Here is a 24,776-nt window from a genome sequence, read left to right on the forward strand (position 1 = left end):
TACGAGAGGACCGGAGTGGACGAACCTCTGGTGTTCCGGTTGTCACGCCAGTGGCATTGCCGGGTAGCTATGTTCGGAAGAGATAACCGCTGAAAGCATCTAAGCGGGAAACTTGCCTCAAGATGAGATCTCACTGGGATCTTGAATCCCCTAAAGGGCCGTCGAAGACTACGACGTTGATAGGTTGGGTGTGTAAGCGCTGTGAGGCGTTGAGCTAACCAATACTAATTGCCCGTGAGGCTTGACCATATAACACCCAAGCAATTTGCTAGCGCAGATTGCGGTGGTGAAGACGAAACAACCGAAAGTTCGCAACATCACAAATATCGCATATCCGGATTCGCTGGGCTGTCCATTTGGACATTCTGGCAACAGAATTTCTTGACGACCATAGAGCATTGGAACCACCTGATCCCATCCCGAACTCAGTAGTGAAACGATGCATCGCCGATGGTAGTGTGGGGTTTCCCCATGTGAGAGTAGGTCATCGTCAAGATTCATTTCGCAAAACCCCTATCTGCGCATGCAGGTAGGGGTTTCGTCTTTGTGGTGCAAAAAATCCCAAGCATACGCCGCCCCTGTGGGAGCGGGTTCACCCGCGAACGCCGGCAAGGCCGGTGCCATCCACCGCGTCGCCTGCTTTGCGGCGAAAGCCCATAAGTGCGGCGCGGGTCTTCAGGGTATGCTGCAGGATCCCCATCGCCTTGCCGGCGGGCCCTTTTCCTATGCAAGCCAACGGCCCATAGCTATCATGCCTGCCTTATTCCAAGTCGAGACTGGCATGCTGAAGTTGTTGAATCTCCTCAAGGATGGTCGGTTCCATTCCGGAGAAGCTCTGGGGGCGGCCCTCGGGGTAAGTCGCAGCGCCGTTTGGAAACAGCTGCAGCACCTGGAGAGCGAGCTGAACCTTAGTATTCACAAGGTTCGTGGGCGCGGCTATCAGCTGTCGGCGCCACTGGCTTTGCTCGATGCACATGCGATCTCCGAGTTTGCCGAAGGCGAGCATTGGCCCGTCTTCATCCACGAAACCATCGACTCGACCAATGCCGAAGGCCTGCGGCTAGCCGGGGAAGGGCAGGTCGCTCCATTTCTGGTCCTGGCCGAGCGCCAGAGCGCCGGCCGGGGTCGTCGCGGTCGGCAATGGGTCAGCCCGTTTGCCGAAAACCTGTATTACAGCCTGGTTCTCCGCGTAGATGGTGGCATGCGCCAGCTCGAGGGCTTGAGCCTGGTGGTGGGGTTGGCAGTAATGCGTACCCTGCAGGCTTTTGGGGTAAAGGATGTGGGGCTCAAATGGCCCAACGATGTCCTCGTACGCGGGCAAAAGATCACCGGTATCCTCCTGGAGTTGGTGGGCGACCCTGCAGATGTTTGTCATGTGGTGCTGGGTATCGGCATCAATGTGAACATGCAGACCAACGATCAGGTCGACCAGGTGTGGACCTCGATGCGTCGCGAAGTAGGTGCGGCAATCGATCGTAACCGGCTGGTAGCGTTGCTCAATCAGCAGTTGCAGCACGAATTGGCACGGCATCGTCGCTATGGGTTTGCCGCATTCCAGGAAGAATGGGAACAGGCGCACCTCTGGCAGGGGCGCAGTGTTTCTCTGGTTGCCGGTAGCATGCGTATTGATGGCGTGGTTCTTGGCGTCGACGGGCAGGGCGGCTTGCGCCTTGAGGTGGACGGGGTGGAGAAGAGCTTCAGTGGTGGTGAGCTCAGTTTGAGGTTGCGTGATGATTCTTGAGCTCGATTGCGGTAACAGCTTCATCAAATGGCGAGTAATCCATGTCGCTGATGCAGTGATTGAAAGCGGCGGTATCGTCGACTCCGATCAGGCGCTGGTGGCCGAAGTGGCTGCACTGGCTTCGGTGCGTCTCAGCGGTTGCCGCATTGTCAGTGTGCGCAGTGAGGAAGAAACCGATGCGCTTTGCGCGCTGATTGCCCAGGCGTTTGCCGTGCAGGCACGGGTGGCGCACCCGGCCCGGGAAATGGCGGGTGTGCGCAATGGCTATGACGATTACCAGCGCCTGGGCATGGACCGTTGGTTGGCGGCGCTGGGGGCCTTTCACTTGGCCAGGGGCGCCTGCCTGGTCATTGATCTGGGGACCGCTGCAAAAGCGGATTTCGTTGCGGCGGATGGCGAGCATCTGGGTGGCTACATCTGCCCGGGGATGCCATTGATGCGTAGCCAGTTGCGTACGCACACCCGGCGTATCCGTTATGACGATGCTTCCGCCGAGCGGGCATTGGCCAGCCTGGCGCCGGGACGCTCGACGGTCGAGGCGGTCGAGCGCGGTTGCGTGTTGATGCTTCAGGGTTTTGCGCGTACCCAGCTCGAACAGGCGCGTGCATTGTGGGGGGAGGATTTCACGGTGTTCCTCACAGGTGGCGATGCGCCGCTGGTAAAGGAGGCCGTCCCCCAGGCGCGTGTCGTGCCTGACCTGGTTTTCGTAGGCCTGGCCATGGCCTGCCCATTGGATTGAGGTGCCTATGCGTTGGTTGTTTCTGCTGTTACTGGTGCTTAACGTCTTCTATTACGTGTGGCACCAGCAGGAAGCCCCGCTGAAGGTCAAGGAAGTCGCGCCCTTGTCGCTGTACAAGGGCAATCAGCAAGAAATCCGCCTGTTGCGCGAAACAGGGGTGTCGGCACCGCCCAAGCGGCGGGACGAGTGCCTGGTGGTCGGTGGTGTGATGGGGCAGGGGCAGCTCGATGCGCTGCGTCAGCGTTTGGTGAGCTTGGATATTGCCACGCTGCCGGTGGTGGGGCAGCTGCCAGGGGCGGACGGTCGTTGGCTCAAGGTTGCCCCGGAAAGCGAGCGTTTGCTGGACCAAACCGTCCTTGCGACTCTTTCCAACGATTTCAAAGACTTAAAACACAAAATTATTTTCTGCCAGGGTATTGCAACTGGCGAATAGCTTGATAGAATGGCGCCCGCTTCACAGGGAACACCACTTAGGTGGCAGAACTGGAAGCAGTGTCAAAGCAGCTAAGTTTCAGATTTGATTGAAAAAATTTGAAAAAACGCTTGACACTGGGACGGCAGACAAATAGAATGCCGGCCACATCTGGAGGGATTCCCGAGCGGTCAAAGGGGACGGACTGTAAATCCGTTGCGAGAGCTTCGAAGGTTCGAATCCTTCTCCCTCCACCAGTTTTAGCGAGAGCCGCAAGCTCCGCGGGTATAGTTTAGTGGTAGAACCTCAGCCTTCCAAGCTGATGATGCGGGTTCGATTCCCGCTACCCGCTCCAAGTTTGCTGGATTTTGCGCAAAGTGTTTCGCTCTTGTAGCTCAGTTGGTAGAGCACACCCTTGGTAAGGGTGAGGTCAGCGGTTCAAGTCCGCTCAAGAGCTCCATATAAACAAGGCAGATATGAAAATATCTGCCTTTGTTTTATCAGCGCAAGACTATTTCTTCTGCGGAGGATTGTATCGATGGCTAAGGAAAAGTTTGATCGTTCCCTTCCCCACGTTAACGTCGGCACTATCGGCCACGTTGACCACGGTAAGACCACTCTGACCGCAGCTCTGACTCGCGTCTGCTCCGAAGTTTTCGGTTCGGCAGTCGTTGAGTTCGACAAGATCGACTCGGCTCCGGAAGAAAAAGCGCGCGGTATCACCATCAACACCGCTCACGTCGAGTACAACTCGAACATTCGTCACTACGCTCACGTTGACTGCCCAGGTCACGCTGACTACGTGAAGAACATGATCACCGGTGCTGCCCAGATGGACGGCGCGATCCTGGTTTGCTCGGCCGCCGATGGTCCGATGCCACAAACCCGTGAGCACATCCTGCTGTCCCGTCAGGTAGGCGTACCTTACATCGTGGTCTTCCTGAACAAGGCTGACCTGGTAGACGACGCCGAGCTGCTGGAACTGGTCGAGATGGAAGTTCGCGACCTGCTGTCCACCTACGACTTCCCAGGCGACGACACCCCGATCATCATCGGTTCGGCTCGTATGGCCCTGGAAGGCAAAGACGACAACGAAATGGGTACTACCGCTGTCAAGAAGCTGGTAGAAACTCTGGATGCCTACATCCCTGAGCCGGTTCGTGCCGTTGACCAGCCGTTCCTGATGCCGATCGAAGACGTATTCTCGATCTCGGGTCGTGGTACCGTTGTTACCGGTCGTATCGAGCGTGGTATCGTCCGCGTTCAGGATCCGCTGGAAATCGTTGGTCTGCGTGACACCACCACCACCACCTGCACCGGTGTTGAGATGTTCCGCAAGTTGCTGGACGAAGGCCGTGCTGGCGAGAACTGCGGCGTTCTGCTGCGTGGTACCAAGCGTGACGACGTTGAGCGTGGCCAGGTTCTGGTCAAGCCAGGTTCGGTCAAGCCGCACACCAAGTTCACCGCAGAAGTCTACGTTCTGTCGAAGGAAGAAGGCGGTCGTCACACTCCGTTCTTCAAAGGCTACCGTCCTCAGTTCTACTTCCGTACCACTGACGTGACCGGTAACTGCGAACTGCCGGAAGGCGTTGAAATGGTAATGCCAGGTGACAACATTCAGATGACTGTTACCCTGATCAAGACCATCGCAATGGAAGACGGTCTGCGCTTCGCTATCCGTGAAGGCGGTCGTACCGTCGGCGCCGGCGTCGTAGCAAAAATTATTGAATAAGTAGTTGATTTACTTGATCAGGCCGGTATAATGGCCGGCCTGATACAGCGTTACAGGTCAGTAGCTCAATTGGCAGAGCGACGGTCTCCAAAACCGTAGGTTGGGGGTTCGATTCCCTCCTGACCTGCCATTTCACCTCGGTGTGATGGCTTTCTTCTCACAGGATCCTCCTCGATGACTCCCAAAACTGAAGCCCAAGAATCGCGTTTTGATCTGTTCAAGTGGCTGGCTGTAGTGGCTTTGGTGGTTGTCGGTGTAGTGGGTAACCAGTATTACTCCGCCTCTCCGATCCTGTATCGCGTCCTTGCACTTCTCGTCCTGGCTGCTGTCGCGGGCTTTGTAGCTCTGCAGACTGCGAAGGGTAAGTCGTTCTTTGCGCTGGCGAAGGAAGCTCGTACCGAGATTCGTAAAGTCGTGTGGCCGACCCGCCAGGAAACCACCCAGACCACGCTGATTGTCGTGGCTGTCGTGCTGGTTATGGCACTGCTGCTGTGGGGTCTTGATTCCCTGCTCGGCTGGGCGGTCTCCTTGATCGTTGGCTAAAGGTGTCCCGTGGCTAAGCGTTGGTATGTTGTGCATGCTTACTCGGGTTACGAGAAGCATGTAATGCGCTCCCTGATCGAGCGCGTCAAGCTGGCTGGCATGGAAGACGGTTTCGGCGAGATCCTGGTCCCGACCGAAGAAGTCGTCGAAATGCGCAACGGCCAGAAGCGCAAGAGTGAGCGTAAATTCTTCCCTGGCTATGTACTGGTCCAGATGGAGATGAACGAAGGGACTTGGCACTTGGTCAAGGACACCCCTCGTGTGATGGGCTTTATTGGTGGCACCGCAGACAAGCCTGCGCCGATCACCGATAAAGAAGCAGAGGCTATCCTGCGTCGCGTTGCCGACGGTAGCGACAAGCCGAAGCCGAAGACGCTGTTCGAGCCGGGTGAAGTGGTTCGAGTCATTGACGGCCCGTTCGCTGACTTCAATGGTAGTGTCGAAGAGGTTAACTACGAAAAGAGTCGCCTGCAGGTAGCGGTGCTCATTTTCGGTCGCTCTACTCCGGTAGAGCTCGAGTTCAGCCAGGTCGAAAAGGTCTAGGCGGACGAAGCATCCCATACCCCGCAGCCCTGTGTGCTGCGGGGTTTTTTCGTCACTGGGATAAAACGCAAGTCATCCGGGGAGCCAGCAGGCGTTCGTACCCGATTTTGGAGTAGCTCATGGCTAAGAAAATTCAGGCTTACATCAAGCTGCAAGTTAAGGCCGGCCAGGCCAACCCAAGCCCACCCGTTGGTCCAGCACTGGGTCAACACGGTGTGAACATCATGGAATTCTGCAAGGCCTTCAACGCCCGTACCCAGGGTCAAGAAGCCGGCCTGCCGACTCCTGTTATCATCACTGTCTACAGCGACCGTAGCTTCACCTTCGAGACCAAGAGCACCCCTGCCTCGGTTCTGCTGAAGAAAGCTGCTGGCCTGACCAGTGGTTCGGCTCGCCCGAACACCGTTAAAGTCGGTACCGTTACCCGTGCTCAGCTGGAAGACATCGCCAAGGCTAAACAGGCTGATCTGACTGCCGCTGACCTGGACGCTGCTGTACGCACCATTGCTGGCTCTGCCCGCAGCATGGGCCTGAACGTGGAGGGTGTGTAATGGCTAAGCTGACTAAACGCCAAAAGGCAATCGCCGAGAAAATCGAAGCAGGCAAGGCCTACAACTTCGAAGAAGCGGCCACTCTGCTGGCTTCGCTGCCGGCTGCCAAGTTCGTAGAATCCTACGACATCGCCGTTAACCTCGGTGTTGACCCGCGTAAATCCGACCAGGTCGTACGTAGCGCTACCGTGCTGCCGCACGGCACTGGCAAGACCGTTCGCGTTGCTGTCTTCACCCAGGGTCCAGCTGCTGAAGCCGCTCTGGCTGCCGGCGCTGACCGCGTAGGTATGGACGATCTGGCTGCCGAAATGAAAGGCGGCGACCTGAACTATGACGTCGTTATCGCATCGCCTGATGCCATGCGCGTTGTAGGTCAGCTGGGTCAGGTTCTGGGTCCTCGCGGCCTGATGCCTAACCCGAAAGTTGGTACCGTGACCCCAGACGTAGCCGGCGCCGTCAAGAACGCCAAGGCTGGTCAGGTTCGCTACCGTACCGACAAGAACGGTATCATCCACACCTCCGTTGGCAAGGTCGGCTTCGAAGCCGGCAAGCTGAAGGAAAACGTTGAAGCCCTGATCGCTGATCTGAAGCGTATCAAGCCAGCTTCCTCGAAAGGTATCTACGTCAAGCGCGTTACCCTGAGCACCACCATGGGCCCAGGTCTGGTCATCGATCAGAGCTCGCTGAACGTGTAAGAACATGGTGGCGCGACCTGTCGCGCCACCAGCAAAAATTGGGGTCCCTGCCTGGCGGGGGCTATCCAAGACCGTAGGCGGCGCAAGCCTTAAAACACCAGCCCACGCAGATGGTGCTCCCGATTCGTTACCGAATCAGACACCAAAACGACATCCGGCCTCGGCCAGATGAAACGGTAAAAACCAGGAGTAAACCCGTGGCAATTAAACTCGAAGACAAGAAGGCCATCGTCGCTGAAGTCAACGAGGCTGCCAAAGTCGCTCTGTCCGCTGTCGTGGCTGATGCCCGTGGTGTGACTGTAGGCGCAATGACCGGACTCCGTAAAGAGGCCCGCGAAGCTGGCGTTTACGTACGTGTCGTACGTAACACCCTGCTGAAGCGCGCTGTTGAAGGCACCGAATTCTCGATCCTCAACGACGCGTTCAAAGGCCCGACCCTGATTGCTTTCTCCAACGAACACCCGGGCGCTGCTGCTCGTCTGTTCAAAGAGTTCGCCAAGGGTCAGGACAAGTTCGAGATCAAGGCAGCTGCGTTCGACGGCAAGTTCCTTGCCGCTAACCAGATCGACGTGCTGGCAACCCTGCCAACTCGCGACGAGGCTATCGCACAGCTGATGAGCGTAATCCAAGGTGCAACCAGCAAGCTGGCTCGTACCCTGGCAGCTCTGCGCGACCAGAAAGAAGCTGCTGCTGCCTAAGGCACGCGCAACTCTTTCAAAATCATACGTTTAATTTGATGGCTGCGTAGGCTGTCACCCCAATACAGGATTGAAGTCATGTCTCTGACTAACGAGCAAATCATCGAAGCAATCGGCCAGAAAACTGTTCTGGAAATTGTTGAACTGATCAAAGCGATGGAAGAAACCTTCGGCGTTACCGCTGCTGCCGCTGTTGCCGCTGGCCCAGCTGCTGGCGCTGCTGCCGCTGTTGAAGAGCAGACCGAGTTCAACGTCGTTCTGACCGAAGCTGGCGACAAGAAAGTAAACGTGATCAAGGCCGTTCGTGAACTGACCGGTCTGGGCCTGAAAGAAGCCAAAGAGAAAGTCGACGGCGCTCCTCAGGTTATCGCTGAAGGCGTTTCGAAAGAAGCCGCTGAAGACGCGAAGAAGAAGCTGGAAGAAGCTGGCGCTAAAGTCGAGCTGAAGTAATCTCGACCTTGCGACTCCAGTCCGAGCGTTGAGCGAAGGGCTGATGGCTGGTGGCTTATGCCACCGGCCTTTTTCCGTTATTGGTGGCCGGTCAGGCCGGCCCCGATAACAAGCTGCAAGACACCCATGTGGGTGGCGCAAACCAAGGGGTTTGCACGATTTTCTGGCTGCTCCCGCCGGGAGAAGCCAAACAAGCAGGTGACCAAGCTGGGGAACGCTGATGGCTTACTCATACACTGAGAAAAAACGTATCCGCAAGGACTTTAGCAAGTTGCCGGACGTCATGGATGTGCCTTACCTCCTGGCCATCCAGCTGGATTCGTATCGCGAATTCCTGCAAGCGGGAGCATCCAAGGATCAGTTCCGCGACGTCGGCCTGCACGCGGCCTTCAAATCGGTATTCCCGATCATCAGCTACTCCGGCAATGCTGCCCTGGAGTACGTAGGCTATCGCCTGGGCGAACCCGCCTTCGATGTGAAGGAATGTGTCCTGCGTGGCGTGACCTTCGCGGTCCCACTGCGGGTCAAGGTGCGCCTGATCATCTTCGACAAGGAATCGTCGAACAAAGCGATCAAGGACATCAAAGAGCAAGAAGTCTACATGGGTGAAATCCCCCTGATGACTGAGAACGGTACCTTCGTTATCAACGGTACCGAGCGGGTGATCGTTTCCCAGCTGCACCGTTCGCCTGGTGTGTTCTTCGACCACGACCGTGGCAAGACTCACAGCTCCGGCAAGCTGCTGTACTCCGCTCGCATCATCCCGTACCGCGGCTCCTGGCTGGACTTCGAGTTCGATCCGAAGGACTGCGTGTTCGTACGTATCGACCGTCGCCGCAAACTGCCGGCCTCGGTGCTGCTGCGTGCCCTGGGTTACAGCACTGAAGAAGTGCTGAATACCTTCTACACCACCAACGTGTTCCATATTTCCGGCGAGAAACTCAGCCTGGAACTGGTACCGCAGCGTCTGCGTGGTGAGGTTGCAGTCATGGATATCCATGACGAAACCGGCAAAGTCATCGTCGAGCAGGGCCGCCGTATTACCGCGCGCCACATCAACCAGCTCGAGAAGGCCGGCGTCAAGCAGCTAGACGTTCCTATGGAATACGTCCTGGGCCGCACTACCGCCAAGGCCATCGTGCATCCGGCTACCGGCGAGATCCTGGCCGAATGCAACACCGAGATGACCACCGAACTGCTGATCAAGGTCGCCAAGGCACAGGTCGTCCGTATCGAGACCCTGTACACCAACGACATCGATTGCGGTCCGTTCATCTCCGATACCCTGAAGATCGACACCACCAGCAACCAGCTGGAAGCCCTGGTCGAGATCTACCGCATGATGCGTCCTGGCGAACCGCCGACCAAGGATGCTGCCGAGACCCTGTTCAACAACCTGTTCTTCAGCGCCGAGCGTTACGACCTGTCCGCCGTTGGCCGCATGAAGTTCAACCGTCGTATCGGTCGTACCGAGATCGAAGGTTCGGGCGTGCTGAGCAAGGAAGATATCGTCGAGGTTCTGAAGACCCTGGTCGACATCCGTAACGGCAAAGGCATCGTCGACGACATCGACCACCTGGGTAACCGTCGTGTACGTTGCGTCGGTGAGATGGCCGAGAACCAGTTCCGCGTTGGCCTGGTGCGTGTCGAGCGCGCGGTCAAGGAACGCCTGTCGATGGCGGAAAGCGAAGGCTTGATGCCGCAAGACCTGATCAACGCCAAGCCGGTTGCGGCAGCGGTGAAAGAGTTCTTCGGTTCCAGCCAGCTGTCCCAGTTCATGGACCAGAACAACCCGCTCTCCGAGATCACCCACAAGCGCCGCGTCTCCGCACTCGGCCCAGGCGGTCTGACCCGTGAGCGTGCCGGCTTCGAAGTCCGTGACGTACACCCGACCCACTACGGCCGTGTGTGCCCGATCGAGACCCCAGAAGGTCCGAACATCGGTCTGATCAACTCCCTGGCAGCCTATGCCCGCACCAACCAGTACGGCTTCCTGGAAAGCCCGTATCGCGTGGTGAAGGAAGGCGTGGTCAGCGACGACATCGTGTTCCTGTCGGCCATTGAAGAAGCGGATCACGTCATCGCCCAGGCTTCGGCCGCGATGAACGAGAAGAAGCAACTGATCGATGAGCTGGTAGCTGTTCGTCACCTGAACGAATTCACCGTCAAGGCGCCGGAAGACGTCACCCTGATGGACGTTTCGCCGAAGCAGGTTGTTTCCGTCGCTGCGTCGTTGATTCCGTTCCTCGAGCACGACGACGCCAACCGTGCATTGATGGGTTCCAACATGCAGCGTCAGGCTGTACCGACCCTGCGCGCCGACAAGCCGCTGGTAGGTACCGGCATGGAGCGCAACGTTGCCCGTGACTCCGGTGTCTGCGTGGTTGCTCGCCGCGGTGGTGTGATCGACTCGGTCGACGCCAGCCGTATCGTTGTTCGCGTTGCCGACGACGAAGTGGAAACCGGCGAAGCAGGTGTGGATATCTACAACCTGACCAAGTACACCCGTTCGAACCAGAACACCTGCATCAACCAGCGTCCGCTGGTGAGCAAGGGTGACAAGGTTCAGCGTGGCGACATCATGGCCGACGGCCCGTCCACCGACATGGGTGAACTGGCACTGGGTCAGAACATGCGCATCGCGTTCATGGCGTGGAACGGCTTCAACTTCGAAGACTCCATCTGCCTGTCCGAGCGTGTGGTTCAGGAAGACCGCTTCACCACCATCCACATCCAGGAACTGACCTGTGTGGCGCGTGACACCAAGCTTGGCCCAGAGGAAATCACTGCGGACATCCCGAACGTGGGTGAAGCCGCACTGAACAAGCTGGACGAAGCCGGTATCGTCTACGTGGGTGCCGAAGTCGGCGCTGGCGACATCCTGGTCGGCAAGGTAACGCCAAAAGGCGAAACCCAGCTGACTCCGGAAGAAAAACTGCTGCGCGCAATCTTCGGTGAGAAGGCCAGCGACGTTAAGGACACCTCCCTGCGCGTGCCAACCGGCACCAAGGGTACCGTCATCGACGTACAGGTCTTCACCCGTGATGGCGTCGAGCGCGACAGTCGCGCCCTGGCCATCGAGAAGATGCAGCTGGACGAGATCCGCAAGGACCTCAACGAAGAGTTCCGCATCGTCGAAGGTGCAACCTTCGAGCGTCTGCGTTCTGCTCTGAACGGCCAGGTGGTCGACGGTGGCGCGGGCCTGAAGAAAGGCACCGTGATCACTGACGAAGTGCTGGATGGTCTGGAGCACGGGCAGTGGTTCAAACTGCGCATGGCCGAAGATGCACTGAACGAGCAGCTGGAAAAGGCTCAGCAGTACATCGTCGATCGTCGCCGTCTGCTGGACGACAAGTTCGAAGACAAGAAGCGCAAGCTGCAGCAGGGTGATGACCTGGCACCGGGCGTACTGAAGATCGTCAAGGTTTACCTGGCAATCCGCCGTCGCATCCAGCCGGGTGACAAGATGGCCGGTCGTCACGGTAACAAGGGTGTGGTCTCGGTAATCATGCCGGTCGAAGACATGCCGCACGACGCCAACGGTACTCCGGTCGATGTCGTACTGAACCCGCTGGGTGTACCTTCGCGTATGAACGTCGGTCAGATCCTCGAAACCCACCTGGGCCTGGCGGCCAAGGGTCTGGGCGAGAAGATCGACCGCATGATCGAAGAGCAGCGCAAGGCCGCTGAACTGCGCGTGTTCCTGACCGAGGTCTACAACGAGATCGGCGGTCGTCAGGAAAACCTGGACGAGTTCACCGACGAAGAGATCCTGGCCCTGGCCCACAACCTGAAGAAGGGCGTGCCAATGGCTACCCCGGTCTTCGATGGTGCCAAGGAGCGCGAGATCAAGGCCATGCTTAAGCTGGCCGACCTGCCAGAGAGCGGCCAGATGGTGCTGTTCGATGGCCGTACCGGCAACAAGTTCGAGCGTCCTGTGACCGTTGGTTACATGTACATGCTCAAGCTGAACCACTTGGTGGACGACAAGATGCACGCGCGTTCCACTGGTTCCTACAGCCTGGTTACCCAGCAGCCGCTGGGTGGTAAGGCGCAGTTCGGTGGTCAGCGTTTCGGGGAGATGGAAGTGTGGGCGCTGGAAGCATACGGCGCGGCATACACCCTGCAAGAAATGCTCACAGTGAAGTCGGACGACGTGAACGGCCGTACCAAGATGTACAAGAACATCGTGGATGGCGATCACCGTATGGAGCCGGGCATGCCCGAGTCCTTCAACGTGTTGATCAAAGAGATCCGTTCGCTCGGTATCGATATCGATCTGGAAACCGAATAACACGTGACGCGAAGGGGAGTGGGGCAGGTAATGCCCGCTCCCTGCTCCGCCAGGAGGAAAGGCCTTGAAAGACCTACTGAATTTGCTGAAAAACCAGGGTCAAGTCGAAGAGTTCGACGCCATCCGCATCGGTCTGGCGTCGCCTGAAATGATCCGTTCGTGGTCGTTCGGTGAAGTTAAGAAGCCGGAAACCATCAACTACCGTACGTTCAAACCTGAGCGTGACGGCCTGTTCTGCGCCAAGATCTTTGGCCCAGTCAAGGACTACGAGTGCCTGTGCGGCAAGTACAAGCGCCTCAAGCATCGCGGCGTGATCTGCGAGAAGTGCGGCGTTGAAGTTGCCCTGGCAAAAGTTCGTCGTGAGCGCATGGCGCACATCGAACTGGCCTCGCCGGTTGCCCACATCTGGTTCCTGAAGTCGCTGCCGTCCCGTATCGGCCTGCTGATGGACATGACCCTGCGTGACATCGAGCGCGTGCTCTACTTCGAGAGCTACGTCGTTATCGACCCGGGCATGACGACCCTGGAAAAAGGCCAGCTGCTGAACGACGAGCAGTACTTCGAAGCGCTGGAGGAGTTCGGTGATGACTTCGACGCCCGCATGGGTGCCGAGGCTGTCCGCGAGCTGCTGCACGCTATCGACCTGGAGCACGAGATCGGTCGCCTGCGCGAAGAGATTCCGCAGACCAACTCGGAAACCAAGATCAAGAAGCTGTCCAAGCGCCTGAAGCTGATGGAAGCGTTCCAGGGTTCGGGCAACCTGCCTGAGTGGATGGTCCTGACCGTCCTGCCTGTGCTGCCGCCGGACCTGCGTCCGCTGGTACCGCTGGATGGCGGCCGCTTCGCGACCTCCGACCTGAACGACCTGTATCGTCGGGTGATCAACCGTAACAACCGTCTGAAGCGCCTGCTGGATCTGTCGGCGCCGGACATCATCGTGCGCAACGAAAAGCGCATGCTGCAGGAAGCGGTCGACGCCCTGCTGGACAACGGCCGTCGCGGTCGCGCCATCACTGGCTCGAACAAGCGTCCGCTGAAGTCCCTGGCCGACATGATCAAAGGTAAGCAAGGTCGCTTCCGTCAGAACCTGCTCGGTAAGCGTGTGGACTACTCCGGCCGTTCGGTAATTACCGTAGGCCCGACCCTGCGTCTGCACCAGTGCGGTCTGCCGAAGAAGATGGCCCTCGAGCTGTTCAAGCCGTTCATTTTCGGCAAGCTGGAAATGCGTGGTCTGGCGACCACCATCAAGGCTGCCAAGAAGATGGTCGAGCGTGAGCTGCCAGAGGTGTGGGACGTACTCGCCGAGGTGATCCGCGAACACCCCGTGCTGCTCAACCGTGCACCGACCCTGCACCGTCTGGGTATCCAGGCATTTGAACCGGTTCTGATCGAAGGTAAGGCTATCCAGCTGCACCCGCTGGTCTGTGCCGCGTACAACGCCGACTTCGACGGTGACCAGATGGCTGTTCACGTGCCGCTGACCCTGGAAGCCCAGCTCGAAGCGCGCGCGTTGATGATGTCGACCAACAACATCCTGTCGCCAGCCAACGGTGAGCCAATCATCGTTCCGTCGCAGGACGTGGTACTGGGTCTGTACTACATGACCCGTGAGGCCATCAACGCCAAGGGCGAAGGTCGCGTGTTCGCCGACCTGCAGGAAGTCGACCGCGTATTCCGCGCCGGCGAAGCTGCCCTGCACGCGAAAATCAAGGTTCGTATCAACGAAACCGTGAAAGAGCGTGACGGTTCCGTGGTCAAGAACACCCGCATCGTCGACACCACCGTCGGCCGTGCGCTGCTGTTCCAGGTTGTACCGGCAGGTCTGCCCTACGACGTGGTCAACCAGCCGATGAAGAAGAAGGCGATCTCCAAGCTGATCAACCAGTGCTACCGCGTGGTTGGTCTGAAAGAGACCGTAATCTTTGCTGACCAGCTGATGTACACCGGTTTCGCTTACTCGACCATTTCCGGCGTTTCGATTGGTGTTAACGACTTCGTTATCCCGGACGAGAAAGCTCGCATCATCGGTACCGCTACCGACGAAGTGAAGGAAATCGAGAGCCAGTACGCCTCCGGCCTGGTAACCCAGGGCGAAAAGTACAACAAGGTCATCGACTTGTGGTCGAAGGCGAACGACGAAGTGTCCAAGGCGATGATGGCCAACCTCTCGAAAGAGAAGGTCATCGATCGCGAAGGCAAGGAAGTCGAGCAAGAGTCCTTCAACTCGATGTACATGATGGCTGACTCCGGTGCGCGGGGTTCCGCAGCCCAGATCCGTCAGCTGGCCGGTATGCGTGGCCTGATGGCCAAGCCGGACGGCTCCATTATCGAGACGCCGATCACTGCGAACTTCCGTGAAGGTCTGAGCGTTCTGCAGTACTTCATTTCGACCCACGGTGCTCGTAAGGGTCTGGCGGATACCGCACTGAAGACCGCCAACTCCGGTTACCTGACTCGTCGTCTGGTAGACGTTGCCCAGGATCTGGTTGTTACCGAGATCGACTGCGGCACCGACCAGGGCCTGCTGATGACCCCGCACATCGAAGGTGGTGACGTTGTAGAACCGCTGGGTGAGCGTGTGCTGGGTCGTGTCATCGCCCGTGACGTGTTCAAGCCAGGCACCGAGGACGTCATCGTTCCGGCCGGTACCCTGGTCGACGAGAAGTGGGTCGAATTCATCGAGCTGAACAGCATCGACGAAGTGGTCGTGCGTTCGCCGATCAACTGCGAAACCCGTTACGGCATCTGCGCCAAGTGCTACGGTCGTGACCTGGCTCGCGGTCACCAGGTGAACATCGGTGAAGCTGTCGGCGTTATCGCTGCGCAGTCGATCGGTGAGCCGGGTACCCAGCTGACCATGCGTACGTTCCACATCGGTGGTGCTGCAAGCCGTACCTCGGCTGCCGACAGCGTCCAGGTGAAGAACGGCGGTATGGTGCGTCTGCACAACCTGAAGCAGGTAGAACGTGCCGATGGCAACCTGGTTGCCGTATCGCGTTCGGGCGAGTTGGCCATTGCCGACGAGTTCGGTCGTGAGCGTGAGCGCTACAAGCTGCCTTATGGTGCGGTAATTTCGGTCAAGGAAGGTGAAAAGGTCGAAGCTGGCGCTATCGTCGCCAAGTGGGACCCGCACACCCACCCGATCGTTACCGAACTGAAAGGTACCGTGACCTTCGTTGGCATGGAAGAAGGCATCACCATCAAGCGTCAGACTGACGAATTGACGGGTTTGACCAACATTGAAGTACTGGACGTCAAGGATCGCCCTGCCGCTGGCAAGGAAATCCGTCCTGCTATCAAGATGGTCGACGCTTCTGGCAAGGATCTGTACCTGCCAGGTACCGACGTACCTGCCCAGTACTTCCTGCCGGCCAACGCCCTCGTCGGCGTGGCTGACGGTGCCCAGATCGGTGTTGGTGACGTTATCGCGCGTATCCCGCAAGAAACGTCGAAGACCCGTGACATCACCGGTGGTCTGCCGCGCGTTGCCGACCTGTTCGAAGCGCGCCGTCCGAAAGAGGCCTCGATTCTGGCTGAAGTCAGCGGCACCATCGCGTTCGGCAAGGAGACCAAGGGCAAGCGTCGTCTGGTCATCACCCCGACCGACGGTAGCGATCCGTACGAAGAGCTGATTCCGAAGTGGCGCCACCTGAACGTCTTCGAAGGCGAACAGGTAAACCGCGGCGAAGTTATCTCCGACGGCCCGAGCGATCCGCACGACATTCTGCGTCTGCTGGGTGTGAGCGCGCTGGCGAAGTACATCGTCAACGAGATCCAGGACGTTTACCGTCTGCAAGGCGTTAAGATCAACGACAAGCACATCGAGACCATCCTGCGTCAGATGCTGCGCAAGGTCGAGATCACCGAGTCGGGTGACTCCAGCTTCATCAAGGGCGACCAGATGGAACTGACCCAGGTACTGGTAGAGAACGAGCGTCTCGCCAGCGAGGACAAGTTCATCTCCAAGTTCTCCCGCGTGCTGCTGGGTATCACCAAGGCCTCGCTGTCGACCGAGTCGTTCATCTCCGCGGCTTCCTTCCAGGAAACCACCCGCGTACTGACCGAAGCGGCGGTAACCGGCAAGCGCGACTACCTGCGCGGCCTGAAAGAGAACGTGGTCGTGGGTCGTCTGATTCCGGCCGGTACTGGTCTGGCCTACCACAGCGAGCGTAAGCGTCGCCGTGATGCCGACAAGCCGCTGCGTGTGAGCGCCAGTGAGGTGGAAGCCGCACTGACCGAAGCGCTGAACTCCAGCGGTAACTAAGTACAGGGCAGGGCCCCGGCAAGCCCCGAGCGATCAGCGGCGACATGAAATGTTGCCGATGATCGGACGGGGAGGGCCGGGGCCTCGTCTTGACTGGGTGCAAGATCCTCTTTAGACTTTTGTACCCTTAAATTTGGTGAGGCTCCGTCTCGCCAATTTTTGGCTTTCTTGCAAGACAATAGCGTCGCAAGACAATCAGTGGAGCTAGTAGATGGCAACTATCAACCAGCTGGTACGTCAGCCGCGTAAGCGTACCGTCGAGAAATCCGACGTACCTGCGCTGCAGAACTGCCCGCAGCGTCGTGGCGTGTGCACCCGCGTGTACACCACCACGCCGAAAAAACCAAACTCGGCACTGCGTAAAGTATGCCGTGTGCGTCTGACCAACGGTTTCGAGGTTTCCTCGTACATCGGTGGTGAAGGCCACAACCTGCAAGAGCACAGCGTCGTCCTGATCCGTGGCGGCCGTGTAAAAGACTTGCCAGGTGTTCGTTACCACACCGTTCGCGGCTCTCTGGATACTTCGGGCGTTAAAGGCCGTAACCAGGGTCGTTCGAAGTACGGTACCAAGCGTCCGAAGTAATCGGCCGTTTGCAGACATCCATTTATTTGAGTCGATAAGAGTAAGGTCGGGCAGGGGTCGAAAGACCTGGTCCCGGGCTAACCTGAAGACCGTTTGAGGGCTTATCATGCCAAGACGTCGTGTAGCAGCAAAACGTGAGATCCTTGACGATCCGAAGTACGGATCCCAGATTCTCGCCAAGTTCATGAACCACGTGATGGAAAGCGGCAAGAAGGCCGTAGCCGAGCGCATCGTTTACGGTGCCCTGGATACCGTCAAAGCACGCAAGAACAGCGACCCCCTGGAAATCTTCGAGAAAGCTCTCGACGCCATCGCTCCGCTGGTCGAAGTTAAGTCCCGCCGTGTTGGCGGTGCCACTTACCAGGTTCCGGTTGAAGTTCGTCCGTCCCGTCGTAACGCTCTGGCAATGCGCTGGCTCGTAGACTACGCCCGCAAGCGCGGCGAGAAGTCGATGGCCCTGCGCCTGGCCGGCGAACTGCTGGATGCTGCTGAAGGCAAGGGTGCTGCAGTCAAGAAGCGTGAAGACGTGCACCGTATGGCCGAGGCCAACAAAGCGTTCTCGCACTACCGCTTCTAATTCAAGCATCAATCATTTTGCGAGGGCTTTATGGCTCGTACTACAGCAATTAACCGCTACCGTAACATCGGTATCTGCGCCCACGTTGACGCGGGCAAGACTACCACTACCGAGCGGATCCTGTTCTACACAGGTCTGAGCCACAAGATGGGCGAGGTGCACGACGGCGCCGCGACCACCGACTGGATGGTGCAGGAGCAGGAGCGCGGTATCACCATTACCTCCGCTGCCGTTACCACCTTCTGGAAAGGTTCCCGTGGTCAGTACGACAACTACCGCGTAAACGTCATCGATACCCCCGGCCACGTTGACTTCACCATTGAAGTAGAGCGTTCGCTGCGTGTACTCGACGGCGCGGTCGTTGTGTTCTGCGGTACCTCCGGCGTTGAGCCGCAGTCCGAAACCGTATGGCGTCAGGCCAACAAGTACGGTGTTCCGCGTGTTGTCTACGTGAACAAGATGGACCGTGCTGGTGCCAACTTCCTGCGCGTTGTCGGTCAGATCAAGAACCGCCTGGGTCACACCCCGGTTCCGGTCCAGCTGGCTATCGGTGCAGAAGACGACTTCCAGGGTCAGGTCGACCTGATCAAGATGAAAGCCATCTACTGGAACGAAGACGACAAGGGCACCACGTACCGCGAAGAAGAAATTCCAGCGGACATGGTCGAACTGGCTAACGAATGGCGCAACAACATGGTTGAAGCCGCCGCCGAAGCCAGCGAAGAGCTGATGAACAAGTACCTTGAAGAAGGTGAGCTGACCGTCGAAGAAATCAAGGCAGGTCTGCGTGCGCGCACCCTGGCCAGCGAGATCGTTCCGGCTGTCTGCGGTTCGTCGTTCAAGAACAAGGGTGTTCCCCTGGTTCTCGACGCCGTTATCGACTTCCTGCCTGCTCCGACCGAAATTCCTGCGATCAAGGGTATCCACCCTGATCTGGCCGAAGTGCCGAAGGATGAGATCACCGAAGAGCAGCAGGACGAGCGTCACGCCGACGACAACGAGCCGTTCTCGGCTCTGGCGTTCAAGATCGCTACCGACCCGTTCGTAGGTACCCTGACCTTCGTTCGCGTCTACTCGGGCGTTCTGAGCTCCGGTGACTCGGTCATCAACTCGGTCAAAGGCAAGAAAGAGCGCGTTGGTCGTATGGTGCAGATGCACGCCAACCAGCGTGAAGAGATCAAGGAAGTGCGCGCTGGCGACATCGCGGCCCTGATCGGCATGAAGGACGTTACCACTGGTGAAACCCTGTGCGACGCCGACAAGCCAATCATCCTTGAGCGCATGGACTTCCCGGAGCCAGTGATTTCGCTGTCTGTCGAGCCGAAGACCAAGCAGGACCAGGAAAAGATGGGTATCGCTCTGGGCAAGCTGGCTCAGGAAGACCCGTCGTTCCGCGTCAAGACCGACGAAGAGACTGGTCAGACCATCATCTCCGGTATGGGTGAGCTGCACCTGGACATCATCGTTGACCGCATGAAGCGTGAATTCAACGTTGAGGCCAACATCGGCAAGCCGCAGGTTTCGTACCGCGAGAAGATCACCAAGTCCGGTGTGGAGATCGAAGGCAAGTTCGTTCGCCAGTCGGGTGGTCGTGGTCAGTTCGGTCACTGCTGGATTCGCTTCTCTCAGCCGGATGAAGACGATAAGGGCAATATCACTGAGGGCCTGGTCTTCACCAACGAAGTCGTTGGTGGTGTGGTTCCGAAGGAATACATCCCTGCGATCCAGAAGGGTATCGAAGAGCAGATGAAGAACGGCGTTGTTGCCGGCTATCCGCTGATCGGCCTGAAGGCTACCGTGTTCGACGGTTCGTACCACGACGTCGACTCCAACGAAATGGCGTTCAAGATCGCTGCTTCGATGGCAACCAAGCAACTGGCCCAGAAGGGTGGTGGCGTGGTCCTCGAGCCGATCATGAAGGTCGAAGTTGTAACCCCGGAAGACTACCTGGGTGACGTGATGGGTGACCTGAACCGTCGTCGTGGTCTGGTCCAGGGTATGGATGAATCGGTCTCTGGCCGTGTCGTCCGCGCTGAAGTTCCGCTCGGAGAGATGTTCGGTTACGCAACCGACGTTCGTTCCATGTCTCAGGGTCGCGCAAGCTACTCCATGGAATTCTCCAAATACGCCGAAGCTCCGTCGAACATCGTCGAAGCACTCGTTAAAAAACAAGGCTAATCCCCTTTAGGCAAGAGGTTCACTGTCGTGGCTAAAGAAAAATTTGATCGTTCCCTTCCCCACGTTAACGTCGGCACCATCGGCCACGTTGACCACGGTAAGACCACTCTGACCGCAGCTCTGACTCGCGTCTGCTCCGAAGTTTTCGGTTCGGCAGTCGTTGAGTTCGACAAGATCGACTCGGCTCCGGAAGAAAAAGCGCGCGGTATCACCATCAACACCGCTCACGTCGAGTACAACTCGAACATTCGTCACTACGCTCACGTTGACTGCCCAGGTCACGCTGACTACGTGAAGAACATGATCACCGGTGCTGCCCAGATGGACGGCGCGATCCTGGTTTGCTCGGCCGCCGATGGTCCGATGCCGCAAACCCGTGAGCACATCCTGCTGTCCCGTCAGGTAGGCGTTCCTTACATCGTGGTCTTCCTGAACAAGGCTGACCTGGTAGACGACGCCGAGCTGCTGGAACTGGTCGAGATGGAAGTTCGCGACCTGCTGTCCACCTACGACTTCCCAGGCGACGACACCCCGATCATCATCGGTTCGGCTCGTATGGCCCTGGAAGGCAAAGACGACAACGAAATGGGTACTACCGCTGTCAAGAAGCTGGTAGAAACTCTGGATGCCTACATCCCTGAGCCAGTTCGTGCCGTTGACCAGCCGTTCCTGATGCCGATCGAAGACGTATTCTCGATCTCGGGTCGTGGTACCGTTGTTACCGGTCGTATCGAGCGTGGTATCGTCCGCGTTCAGGATCCGCTGGAAATCGTTGGTCTGCGTGACACTTCGACCACCACCTGCACCGGTGTTGAAATGTTCCGCAAGCTGCTGGACGAAGGCCGTGCTGGCGAGAACTGCGGCGTTCTGCTGCGTGGTACCAAGCGTGATGACGTTGAGCGTGGCCAGGTTCTGGTCAAGCCAGGTTCGGTCAAGCCGCACACCAAGTTCACCGCAGAAGTCTACGTTCTGTCGAAGGAAGAAGGCGGTCGTCACACTCCGTTCTTCAAAGGCTACCGTCCTCAGTTCTACTTCCGTACCACTGACGTGACCGGTAACTGCGAACTGCCGGAAGGCGTTGAAATGGTAATGCCAGGTGACAACATTCAGATGACTGTCACCCTGATCAAGACCATCGCAATGGAAGACGGTCTGCGCTTCGCTATCCGTGAAGGCGGTCGTACCGTCGGCGCCGGCGTCGTAGCAAAAATCATCGAGTAATCACTCGACCGATTGAAAAAACCCCCGCTCAGCGGGGGTTTTTTTTATTGGGTTGACACTAAATGGGGGCGTCTATAGAATCACGCCTCCTTTTAGCGGGCGTAGTGCGTCCGTTGGGAACAGCCTGGAGTCTGAAATCCAATGCAAAATCAGCAAATCCGTATCAGGTTGAAGGCTTTCGACCATCGCCTGATCGACCAATCCACCCAGGAAATCGTGGAAACCGCGAAACGTACTGGTGCACAAGTGCGTGGTCCAATTCCACTGCCTACCCGCAAAGAGCGTTTCACCGTTCTGGTTTCCCCGCACGTCAACAAAGACGCGCGTGACCAGTACGAGATCCGCACTCATAAGCGTGTTCTGGACATCGTCCAGCCAACGGATAAAACCGTTGATGCGCTGATGAAGCTTGATCTGGCGGCAGGTGTGGAAGTACAGATCAGCCTCGGCTAAGACTTCGGTCTGGTCGTGTAACGCTCTGAAATGGGCGGCCATAGCGGGTGAAAGCCCCGTACACTCATGAGGTTTACAACATGACTATTGGTGTAATCGGTCGCAAGTGCGGTATGACCCGCATTTTCACCGAAGAAGGTGTCTCCATTCCGGTCACGGTCATCGAGATCGAGCCGAATCGCGTCACCCAGTTCAAAACTGAAGAAACCGATGGCTACCGTGCAGTGCAAGTCACTGTCGGCGAGCGTCGTGCTTCGCGCGTGACTGCCGCTCAGGCAGGCCACTTCGCCAAGGCCAACGTTGCCGCTGGTCGCGGTGTCTGGGAGTTCCGTCTTGAAGAAGGCGATTTCCAGGCTGGCGATCTGATCAAAGCTGAACTCTTCACTGCAGGCCAGCTGGTAGACGTTACTGGTCAGTCCAAAGGTAAAGGCTTCGCCGGTACCATCAAGCGCTGGAACTTCCGTGGCCAGGACAACACCCACGGTAACTCCGTGTCGCACCGTGTCCCAGGTTCCATCGGCCAGTGCCAGACTCCTGGTCGTGTGTTCAAGGGCAAGAAAATGTCCGGTCACATGGGCGCCGAGCGCGTGACTGTTCAGTCCCTGGAAGTAGTTCGCGTAGACGCTGAACGCAACCTGCTGCTGGTCAAGGGTGCCGTTCCAGGCGCTACTGGCGGCGACGTGGTTGTACGTCCAGCTGTCAAGGCTCGCGGTTAAGGGGAAACTGACATGCAACTCAATGTAAATGACGCTCAGGCGATCGAAGTTTCCGAACTGACTTTCGGTGGCGAATTCAACGAGACGCTGGTACACCAAGCAGTCGTGGCCTACATGGCCGGCGGCCGTCAGGGCACCAAGCAGCAGAAGACCCGTTCCGACGTGGCTGGTGGCGGTAAGCGCCCATGGCGTCAGAAGGGTACTGGCCGTGCTCGTGCTGGTACCACTCGTGGTCCGATCTGGCGTGGCGGTGGTGTAACCTTCGCAGCTCGCCCTCAAGATCACTCGCAGAAGCTCAACAAGAAGATGTACCGCGCAGCCCTGCGCTCCATCCTCGCTGAGCTGGTGCGTAGCGACCGTCTGGTCGTGGTTCAGGACTTCGCTGTTGAAGCACCGAAAACCAAAGATCTGCTGAACAAGCTGAACGGCATGGGTCTGAACGACGTACTGATCGTTTCCGACGCTGTTGATCAGAACCTGTACCTGGCTGCTCGCAACCTGCCGCACGTCGATGTACGTGACGTGCAAGGTTCCGACCCGGTCAGTCTGATCGCATACGAGAAAGTGTTGATCACTGTCTCGGCCGTGAAGAAATTCGAGGAGCTGCTGGGATGAACCAGGAACGCGTATTCAAAGTCCTCCTTGGCCCGCACGTTTCCGAGAAGGCTACCGTTCTGGCTGAGAAAAAAGGCCAGTTCGTATTCAAGGTTGCTACCGATGCAACCAAGCTGGAAATCAAGAAAGCTGTCGAAGGCCTGTTCAACGTAAAAGTTGAAAACGTGTCGACTGTTAACGTTCTGGGTAAAACCAAGCGTACCGCACGTGGTCTGGGCAAGCGTAATGACTGGAAGAAGGCGATCGTCTCCCTTCAGCCAGGCCAAGATCTCGATTTCAGCAGCAGTGCTGAGTAAGGAAGGGGTGCATCATGGCAATCGTTAAATGCAAACCGACTTCCCCTGGCCGCCGTTTCGTGGTCAAGGTGGTCAACCAGGAGCTGCACAAAGGCGCTCCTCACGCACCGCTGATCGAGAAAAAATCGAAGTCTGGTGGTCGTAACAACAATGGCCGCATCACCACTCGTCACGTTGGTGGTGGTCATAAGCAGCATTACCGTCTGGTCGACTTCCGTCGCAACGACAAAGATGGCATTCCAGCCACTGTCGAGCGTATCGAATACGACCCGAACCGTACTGCTCACATCGCCCTGCTGTGCTACGCAGACGGTGAGCGTCGCTACATCATCGCCCCTAAAGGCGTGAGCGCTGGCGACCAGCTGATCGCAGGTGCCCTGGCCCCAATCAAGGCCGGTAACTCCCTGCAGCTGCGCAATATCCCAGTAGGTAGCACCATTCACGGCATCGAACTGAAGCCGGGTAAAGGTGCTCAGATCGCTCGTTCCGCTGGTGCTTCGGCTCAGCTGATCGCTCGTGAAGGCGTCTACGTGACTCTGCGTCTGCGTTCCGGTGAGATGCGTAAAGTACTGGCTGAGTGCCGTGCGACCCTGGGCGAAGTCTCGAACTCCGAGCACAGCCTGCGTTCGCTGGGTAAAGCTGGTGCCAAACGCTGGCGCGGCGTTCGCCCAACCGTTCGTGGTGTTGCCATGAACCCGGTTGACCACCCACATGGTGGTGGTGAAGGTCGTACCTCCGGTGGTCGTCATCCGGTATCGCCATGGGGCTTCCCAACCAAGGGTGCGAAGACCCGTGGTAATAAGCGTACCGACAACATGATCGTCCGTCGTCGCAAGTAACTAGAGGGATACGACAGTGCCACGTTCTCTGAAAAAAGGTCCTTTTATCGATCTTCACCTGCTGAAGAAGGTCGAAGTGGCGGTGGAGAAGAACGATCGCAAGCCAGTTAAAACCTGGTCGCGCCGTTCGATGATCCTGCCACAAATGGTCGGTCTGACCATCGCGGTACACAACGGTCGTCAACATGTCCCAGTTCTGGTGAACGAAGACATGGTCGGCCACAAACTGGGCGAGTTCGCCGGTACCCGCACCTATCGCGGGCACGTGGCTGACAAGAAAGCCAAGCGTTAAGGGGTAAGGAAATGGAAGTAGCCGCTAAGTTGTCGGGCGCTCGCATCTCCGCCCAGAAAGCCCGCTTGGTCGCCGACCAGATCCGCGGGAAGAAGGTGGGCGAAGCGCTCAACCTGTTGGCCTTCAGCAGCAAAAAAGCCGCTGAAATCATGAAGAAAGTCCTCGAGTCGGCCGTTGCCAACGCCGAACACAACGAAGGCGCAGACGTTGATGACCTGAAGGTCTCCACCGTCTTCGTCAACGAAGGGCGTTCGCTGAAGCGCATCATGCCACGTGCCAAAGGCCGTGCTGATCGCATCGTCAAGCGGTCTTGCCATATCACTGTCAAGGTTGCGGACAAGTAA

The 24,776-nt window shown here is 57.7% G+C and carries 23 protein-coding genes, 4 tRNA genes and 2 rRNA genes (1 of these 29 only partly in view); all 29 read left to right on the forward strand.

Annotated features, from left to right (window positions below; genetic code table 11):
* A 23S ribosomal RNA gene (locus QN085_RS02355) occupies positions 1-249 on the forward strand; it begins 2,643 nt to the left of the window's first position.
* A gap of 131 nt (positions 250-380) precedes the next feature.
* A 5S ribosomal RNA gene (gene rrf, locus QN085_RS02360) occupies positions 381-496 on the forward strand.
* Between the two features lie 285 nt (positions 497-781).
* Entirely contained in the window at positions 782-1,741 is a 960-nt protein-coding gene (gene birA / locus QN085_RS02365; protein WP_013970623.1) for a bifunctional biotin--[acetyl-CoA-carboxylase] ligase/biotin operon repressor BirA, read from the forward strand.
* Positions 1,731-2,480, forward strand: a complete 750-nt coding sequence (locus QN085_RS02370) for a pantothenate kinase (protein WP_013970624.1) — start codon at positions 1,731-1,733, stop codon at positions 2,478-2,480. The genes birA and QN085_RS02370 overlap by 11 nt, the downstream gene beginning before the upstream one ends.
* Before the next feature lie 7 nt (positions 2,481-2,487).
* A complete protein-coding gene (locus QN085_RS02375; protein ID WP_023662661.1) occupies positions 2,488-2,913 on the forward strand; it encodes a hypothetical protein in 426 nt (141 codons plus the stop codon).
* A gap of 152 nt (positions 2,914-3,065) precedes the next feature.
* Positions 3,066-3,149, forward strand: a tRNA-Tyr gene (locus tag QN085_RS02380).
* A 24-nt stretch (positions 3,150-3,173) separates the two neighbouring features.
* Positions 3,174-3,247 (forward strand) — tRNA-Gly (locus tag QN085_RS02385).
* 29 nt (positions 3,248-3,276) lie between these two features.
* Positions 3,277-3,352, forward strand: a tRNA-Thr gene (locus QN085_RS02390).
* A gap of 78 nt (positions 3,353-3,430) precedes the next feature.
* Positions 3,431-4,624, forward strand: coding sequence for an elongation factor Tu (gene tuf, locus QN085_RS02395; protein WP_013970626.1), 1,194 nt, complete (start codon positions 3,431-3,433; stop codon positions 4,622-4,624).
* A gap of 54 nt (positions 4,625-4,678) precedes the next feature.
* Positions 4,679-4,754: transfer RNA gene (locus QN085_RS02400), tRNA-Trp, on the forward strand.
* A gap of 44 nt (positions 4,755-4,798) precedes the next feature.
* Positions 4,799-5,167: a preprotein translocase subunit SecE gene (secE, locus tag QN085_RS02405; protein WP_003257081.1), complete on the forward strand. Its 369-nt coding sequence runs from the start codon at positions 4,799-4,801 to the stop codon at positions 5,165-5,167.
* Positions 5,168-5,176: 9 nt separating this feature from the next.
* Positions 5,177-5,710, forward strand: a complete 534-nt coding sequence (gene nusG / locus QN085_RS02410; RefSeq protein ID WP_003255501.1) for a transcription termination/antitermination protein NusG — start codon at positions 5,177-5,179, stop codon at positions 5,708-5,710.
* A 119-nt stretch (positions 5,711-5,829) separates the two neighbouring features.
* Positions 5,830-6,261 carry a 50S ribosomal protein L11 gene (gene rplK / locus QN085_RS02415; protein WP_003255500.1) on the forward strand — a complete coding sequence of 144 codons (432 nt, stop codon included), beginning with the start codon at positions 5,830-5,832 and terminating at the stop codon, positions 6,259-6,261.
* Positions 6,261-6,956 carry a 50S ribosomal protein L1 gene (gene rplA / locus QN085_RS02420; protein ID WP_013970629.1) on the forward strand — a complete coding sequence of 232 codons (696 nt, stop codon included), beginning with the start codon at positions 6,261-6,263 and terminating at the stop codon, positions 6,954-6,956. The genes rplK and rplA overlap by 1 nt, the downstream gene beginning before the upstream one ends.
* Before the next feature lie 197 nt (positions 6,957-7,153).
* Positions 7,154-7,654, forward strand: a complete 501-nt coding sequence (gene rplJ, locus QN085_RS02425) for a 50S ribosomal protein L10 (protein WP_003257082.1) — start codon at positions 7,154-7,156, stop codon at positions 7,652-7,654.
* A gap of 78 nt (positions 7,655-7,732) precedes the next feature.
* The gene (gene rplL, locus QN085_RS02430) at positions 7,733-8,104 is read left to right on the forward strand and encodes a 50S ribosomal protein L7/L12 (RefSeq protein ID WP_013970630.1); all 372 of its coding nucleotides are present in this window, start codon (positions 7,733-7,735) and stop codon (positions 8,102-8,104) included.
* Positions 8,105-8,324: 220 nt separating this feature from the next.
* Positions 8,325-12,398 (forward strand): DNA-directed RNA polymerase subunit beta, encoded by a 4,074-nt coding sequence (rpoB, locus tag QN085_RS02435; protein ID WP_013970631.1) that lies wholly within the window; start codon positions 8,325-8,327, stop codon positions 12,396-12,398.
* Positions 12,399-12,462: 64 nt separating this feature from the next.
* Positions 12,463-16,662: a DNA-directed RNA polymerase subunit beta' gene (gene rpoC / locus QN085_RS02440; RefSeq protein WP_013970632.1), complete on the forward strand. Its 4,200-nt coding sequence runs from the start codon at positions 12,463-12,465 to the stop codon at positions 16,660-16,662.
* A gap of 211 nt (positions 16,663-16,873) precedes the next feature.
* On the forward strand, positions 16,874-17,245 hold the full coding sequence (gene rpsL / locus QN085_RS02445; protein ID WP_003257088.1) for a 30S ribosomal protein S12: 372 nt from the start codon (positions 16,874-16,876) through the stop codon (positions 17,243-17,245).
* Positions 17,246-17,351: 106 nt separating this feature from the next.
* A complete protein-coding gene (gene rpsG, locus QN085_RS02450; RefSeq protein ID WP_003246741.1) occupies positions 17,352-17,822 on the forward strand; it encodes a 30S ribosomal protein S7 in 471 nt (156 codons plus the stop codon).
* Positions 17,823-17,852: 30 nt separating this feature from the next.
* Positions 17,853-20,000, forward strand: a complete 2,148-nt coding sequence (gene fusA / locus QN085_RS02455) for an elongation factor G (RefSeq protein WP_013970633.1) — start codon at positions 17,853-17,855, stop codon at positions 19,998-20,000.
* A gap of 27 nt (positions 20,001-20,027) precedes the next feature.
* Complete coding sequence (gene tuf / locus QN085_RS02460; protein ID WP_013970634.1) at positions 20,028-21,221, forward strand: elongation factor Tu; 1,194 nt, start codon at positions 20,028-20,030, stop codon at positions 21,219-21,221.
* 141 nt (positions 21,222-21,362) lie between these two features.
* Positions 21,363-21,674 (forward strand): 30S ribosomal protein S10, encoded by a 312-nt coding sequence (gene rpsJ, locus QN085_RS02465; RefSeq protein ID WP_003186070.1) that lies wholly within the window; start codon positions 21,363-21,365, stop codon positions 21,672-21,674.
* Positions 21,675-21,754: 80 nt separating this feature from the next.
* Positions 21,755-22,390 (forward strand): 50S ribosomal protein L3, encoded by a 636-nt coding sequence (rplC, locus tag QN085_RS02470; protein WP_003257089.1) that lies wholly within the window; start codon positions 21,755-21,757, stop codon positions 22,388-22,390.
* 12 nt (positions 22,391-22,402) lie between these two features.
* The gene (rplD, locus tag QN085_RS02475; RefSeq protein WP_008089819.1) at positions 22,403-23,005 is read left to right on the forward strand and encodes a 50S ribosomal protein L4; all 603 of its coding nucleotides are present in this window, start codon (positions 22,403-22,405) and stop codon (positions 23,003-23,005) included.
* The gene (rplW, locus tag QN085_RS02480) at positions 23,002-23,301 is read left to right on the forward strand and encodes a 50S ribosomal protein L23 (protein WP_003255484.1); all 300 of its coding nucleotides are present in this window, start codon (positions 23,002-23,004) and stop codon (positions 23,299-23,301) included. The genes rplD and rplW overlap by 4 nt, the downstream gene beginning before the upstream one ends.
* A 14-nt stretch (positions 23,302-23,315) precedes the next feature.
* Complete coding sequence (rplB, locus tag QN085_RS02485; RefSeq protein ID WP_015268750.1) at positions 23,316-24,140, forward strand: 50S ribosomal protein L2; 825 nt, start codon at positions 23,316-23,318, stop codon at positions 24,138-24,140.
* A 16-nt stretch (positions 24,141-24,156) separates the two neighbouring features.
* Positions 24,157-24,432: a 30S ribosomal protein S19 gene (gene rpsS, locus QN085_RS02490; RefSeq protein WP_003255482.1), complete on the forward strand. Its 276-nt coding sequence runs from the start codon at positions 24,157-24,159 to the stop codon at positions 24,430-24,432.
* A gap of 11 nt (positions 24,433-24,443) precedes the next feature.
* Positions 24,444-24,776, forward strand: coding sequence for a 50S ribosomal protein L22 (rplV, locus tag QN085_RS02495; RefSeq protein ID WP_003103908.1), 333 nt, complete (start codon positions 24,444-24,446; stop codon positions 24,774-24,776).

The sequence above is a fragment of the Pseudomonas sp. M2(2023) genome (assembly GCF_030263955.1).
Lineage (GTDB): Bacteria > Pseudomonadota > Gammaproteobacteria > Pseudomonadales > Pseudomonadaceae > Aquipseudomonas > Aquipseudomonas asiatica.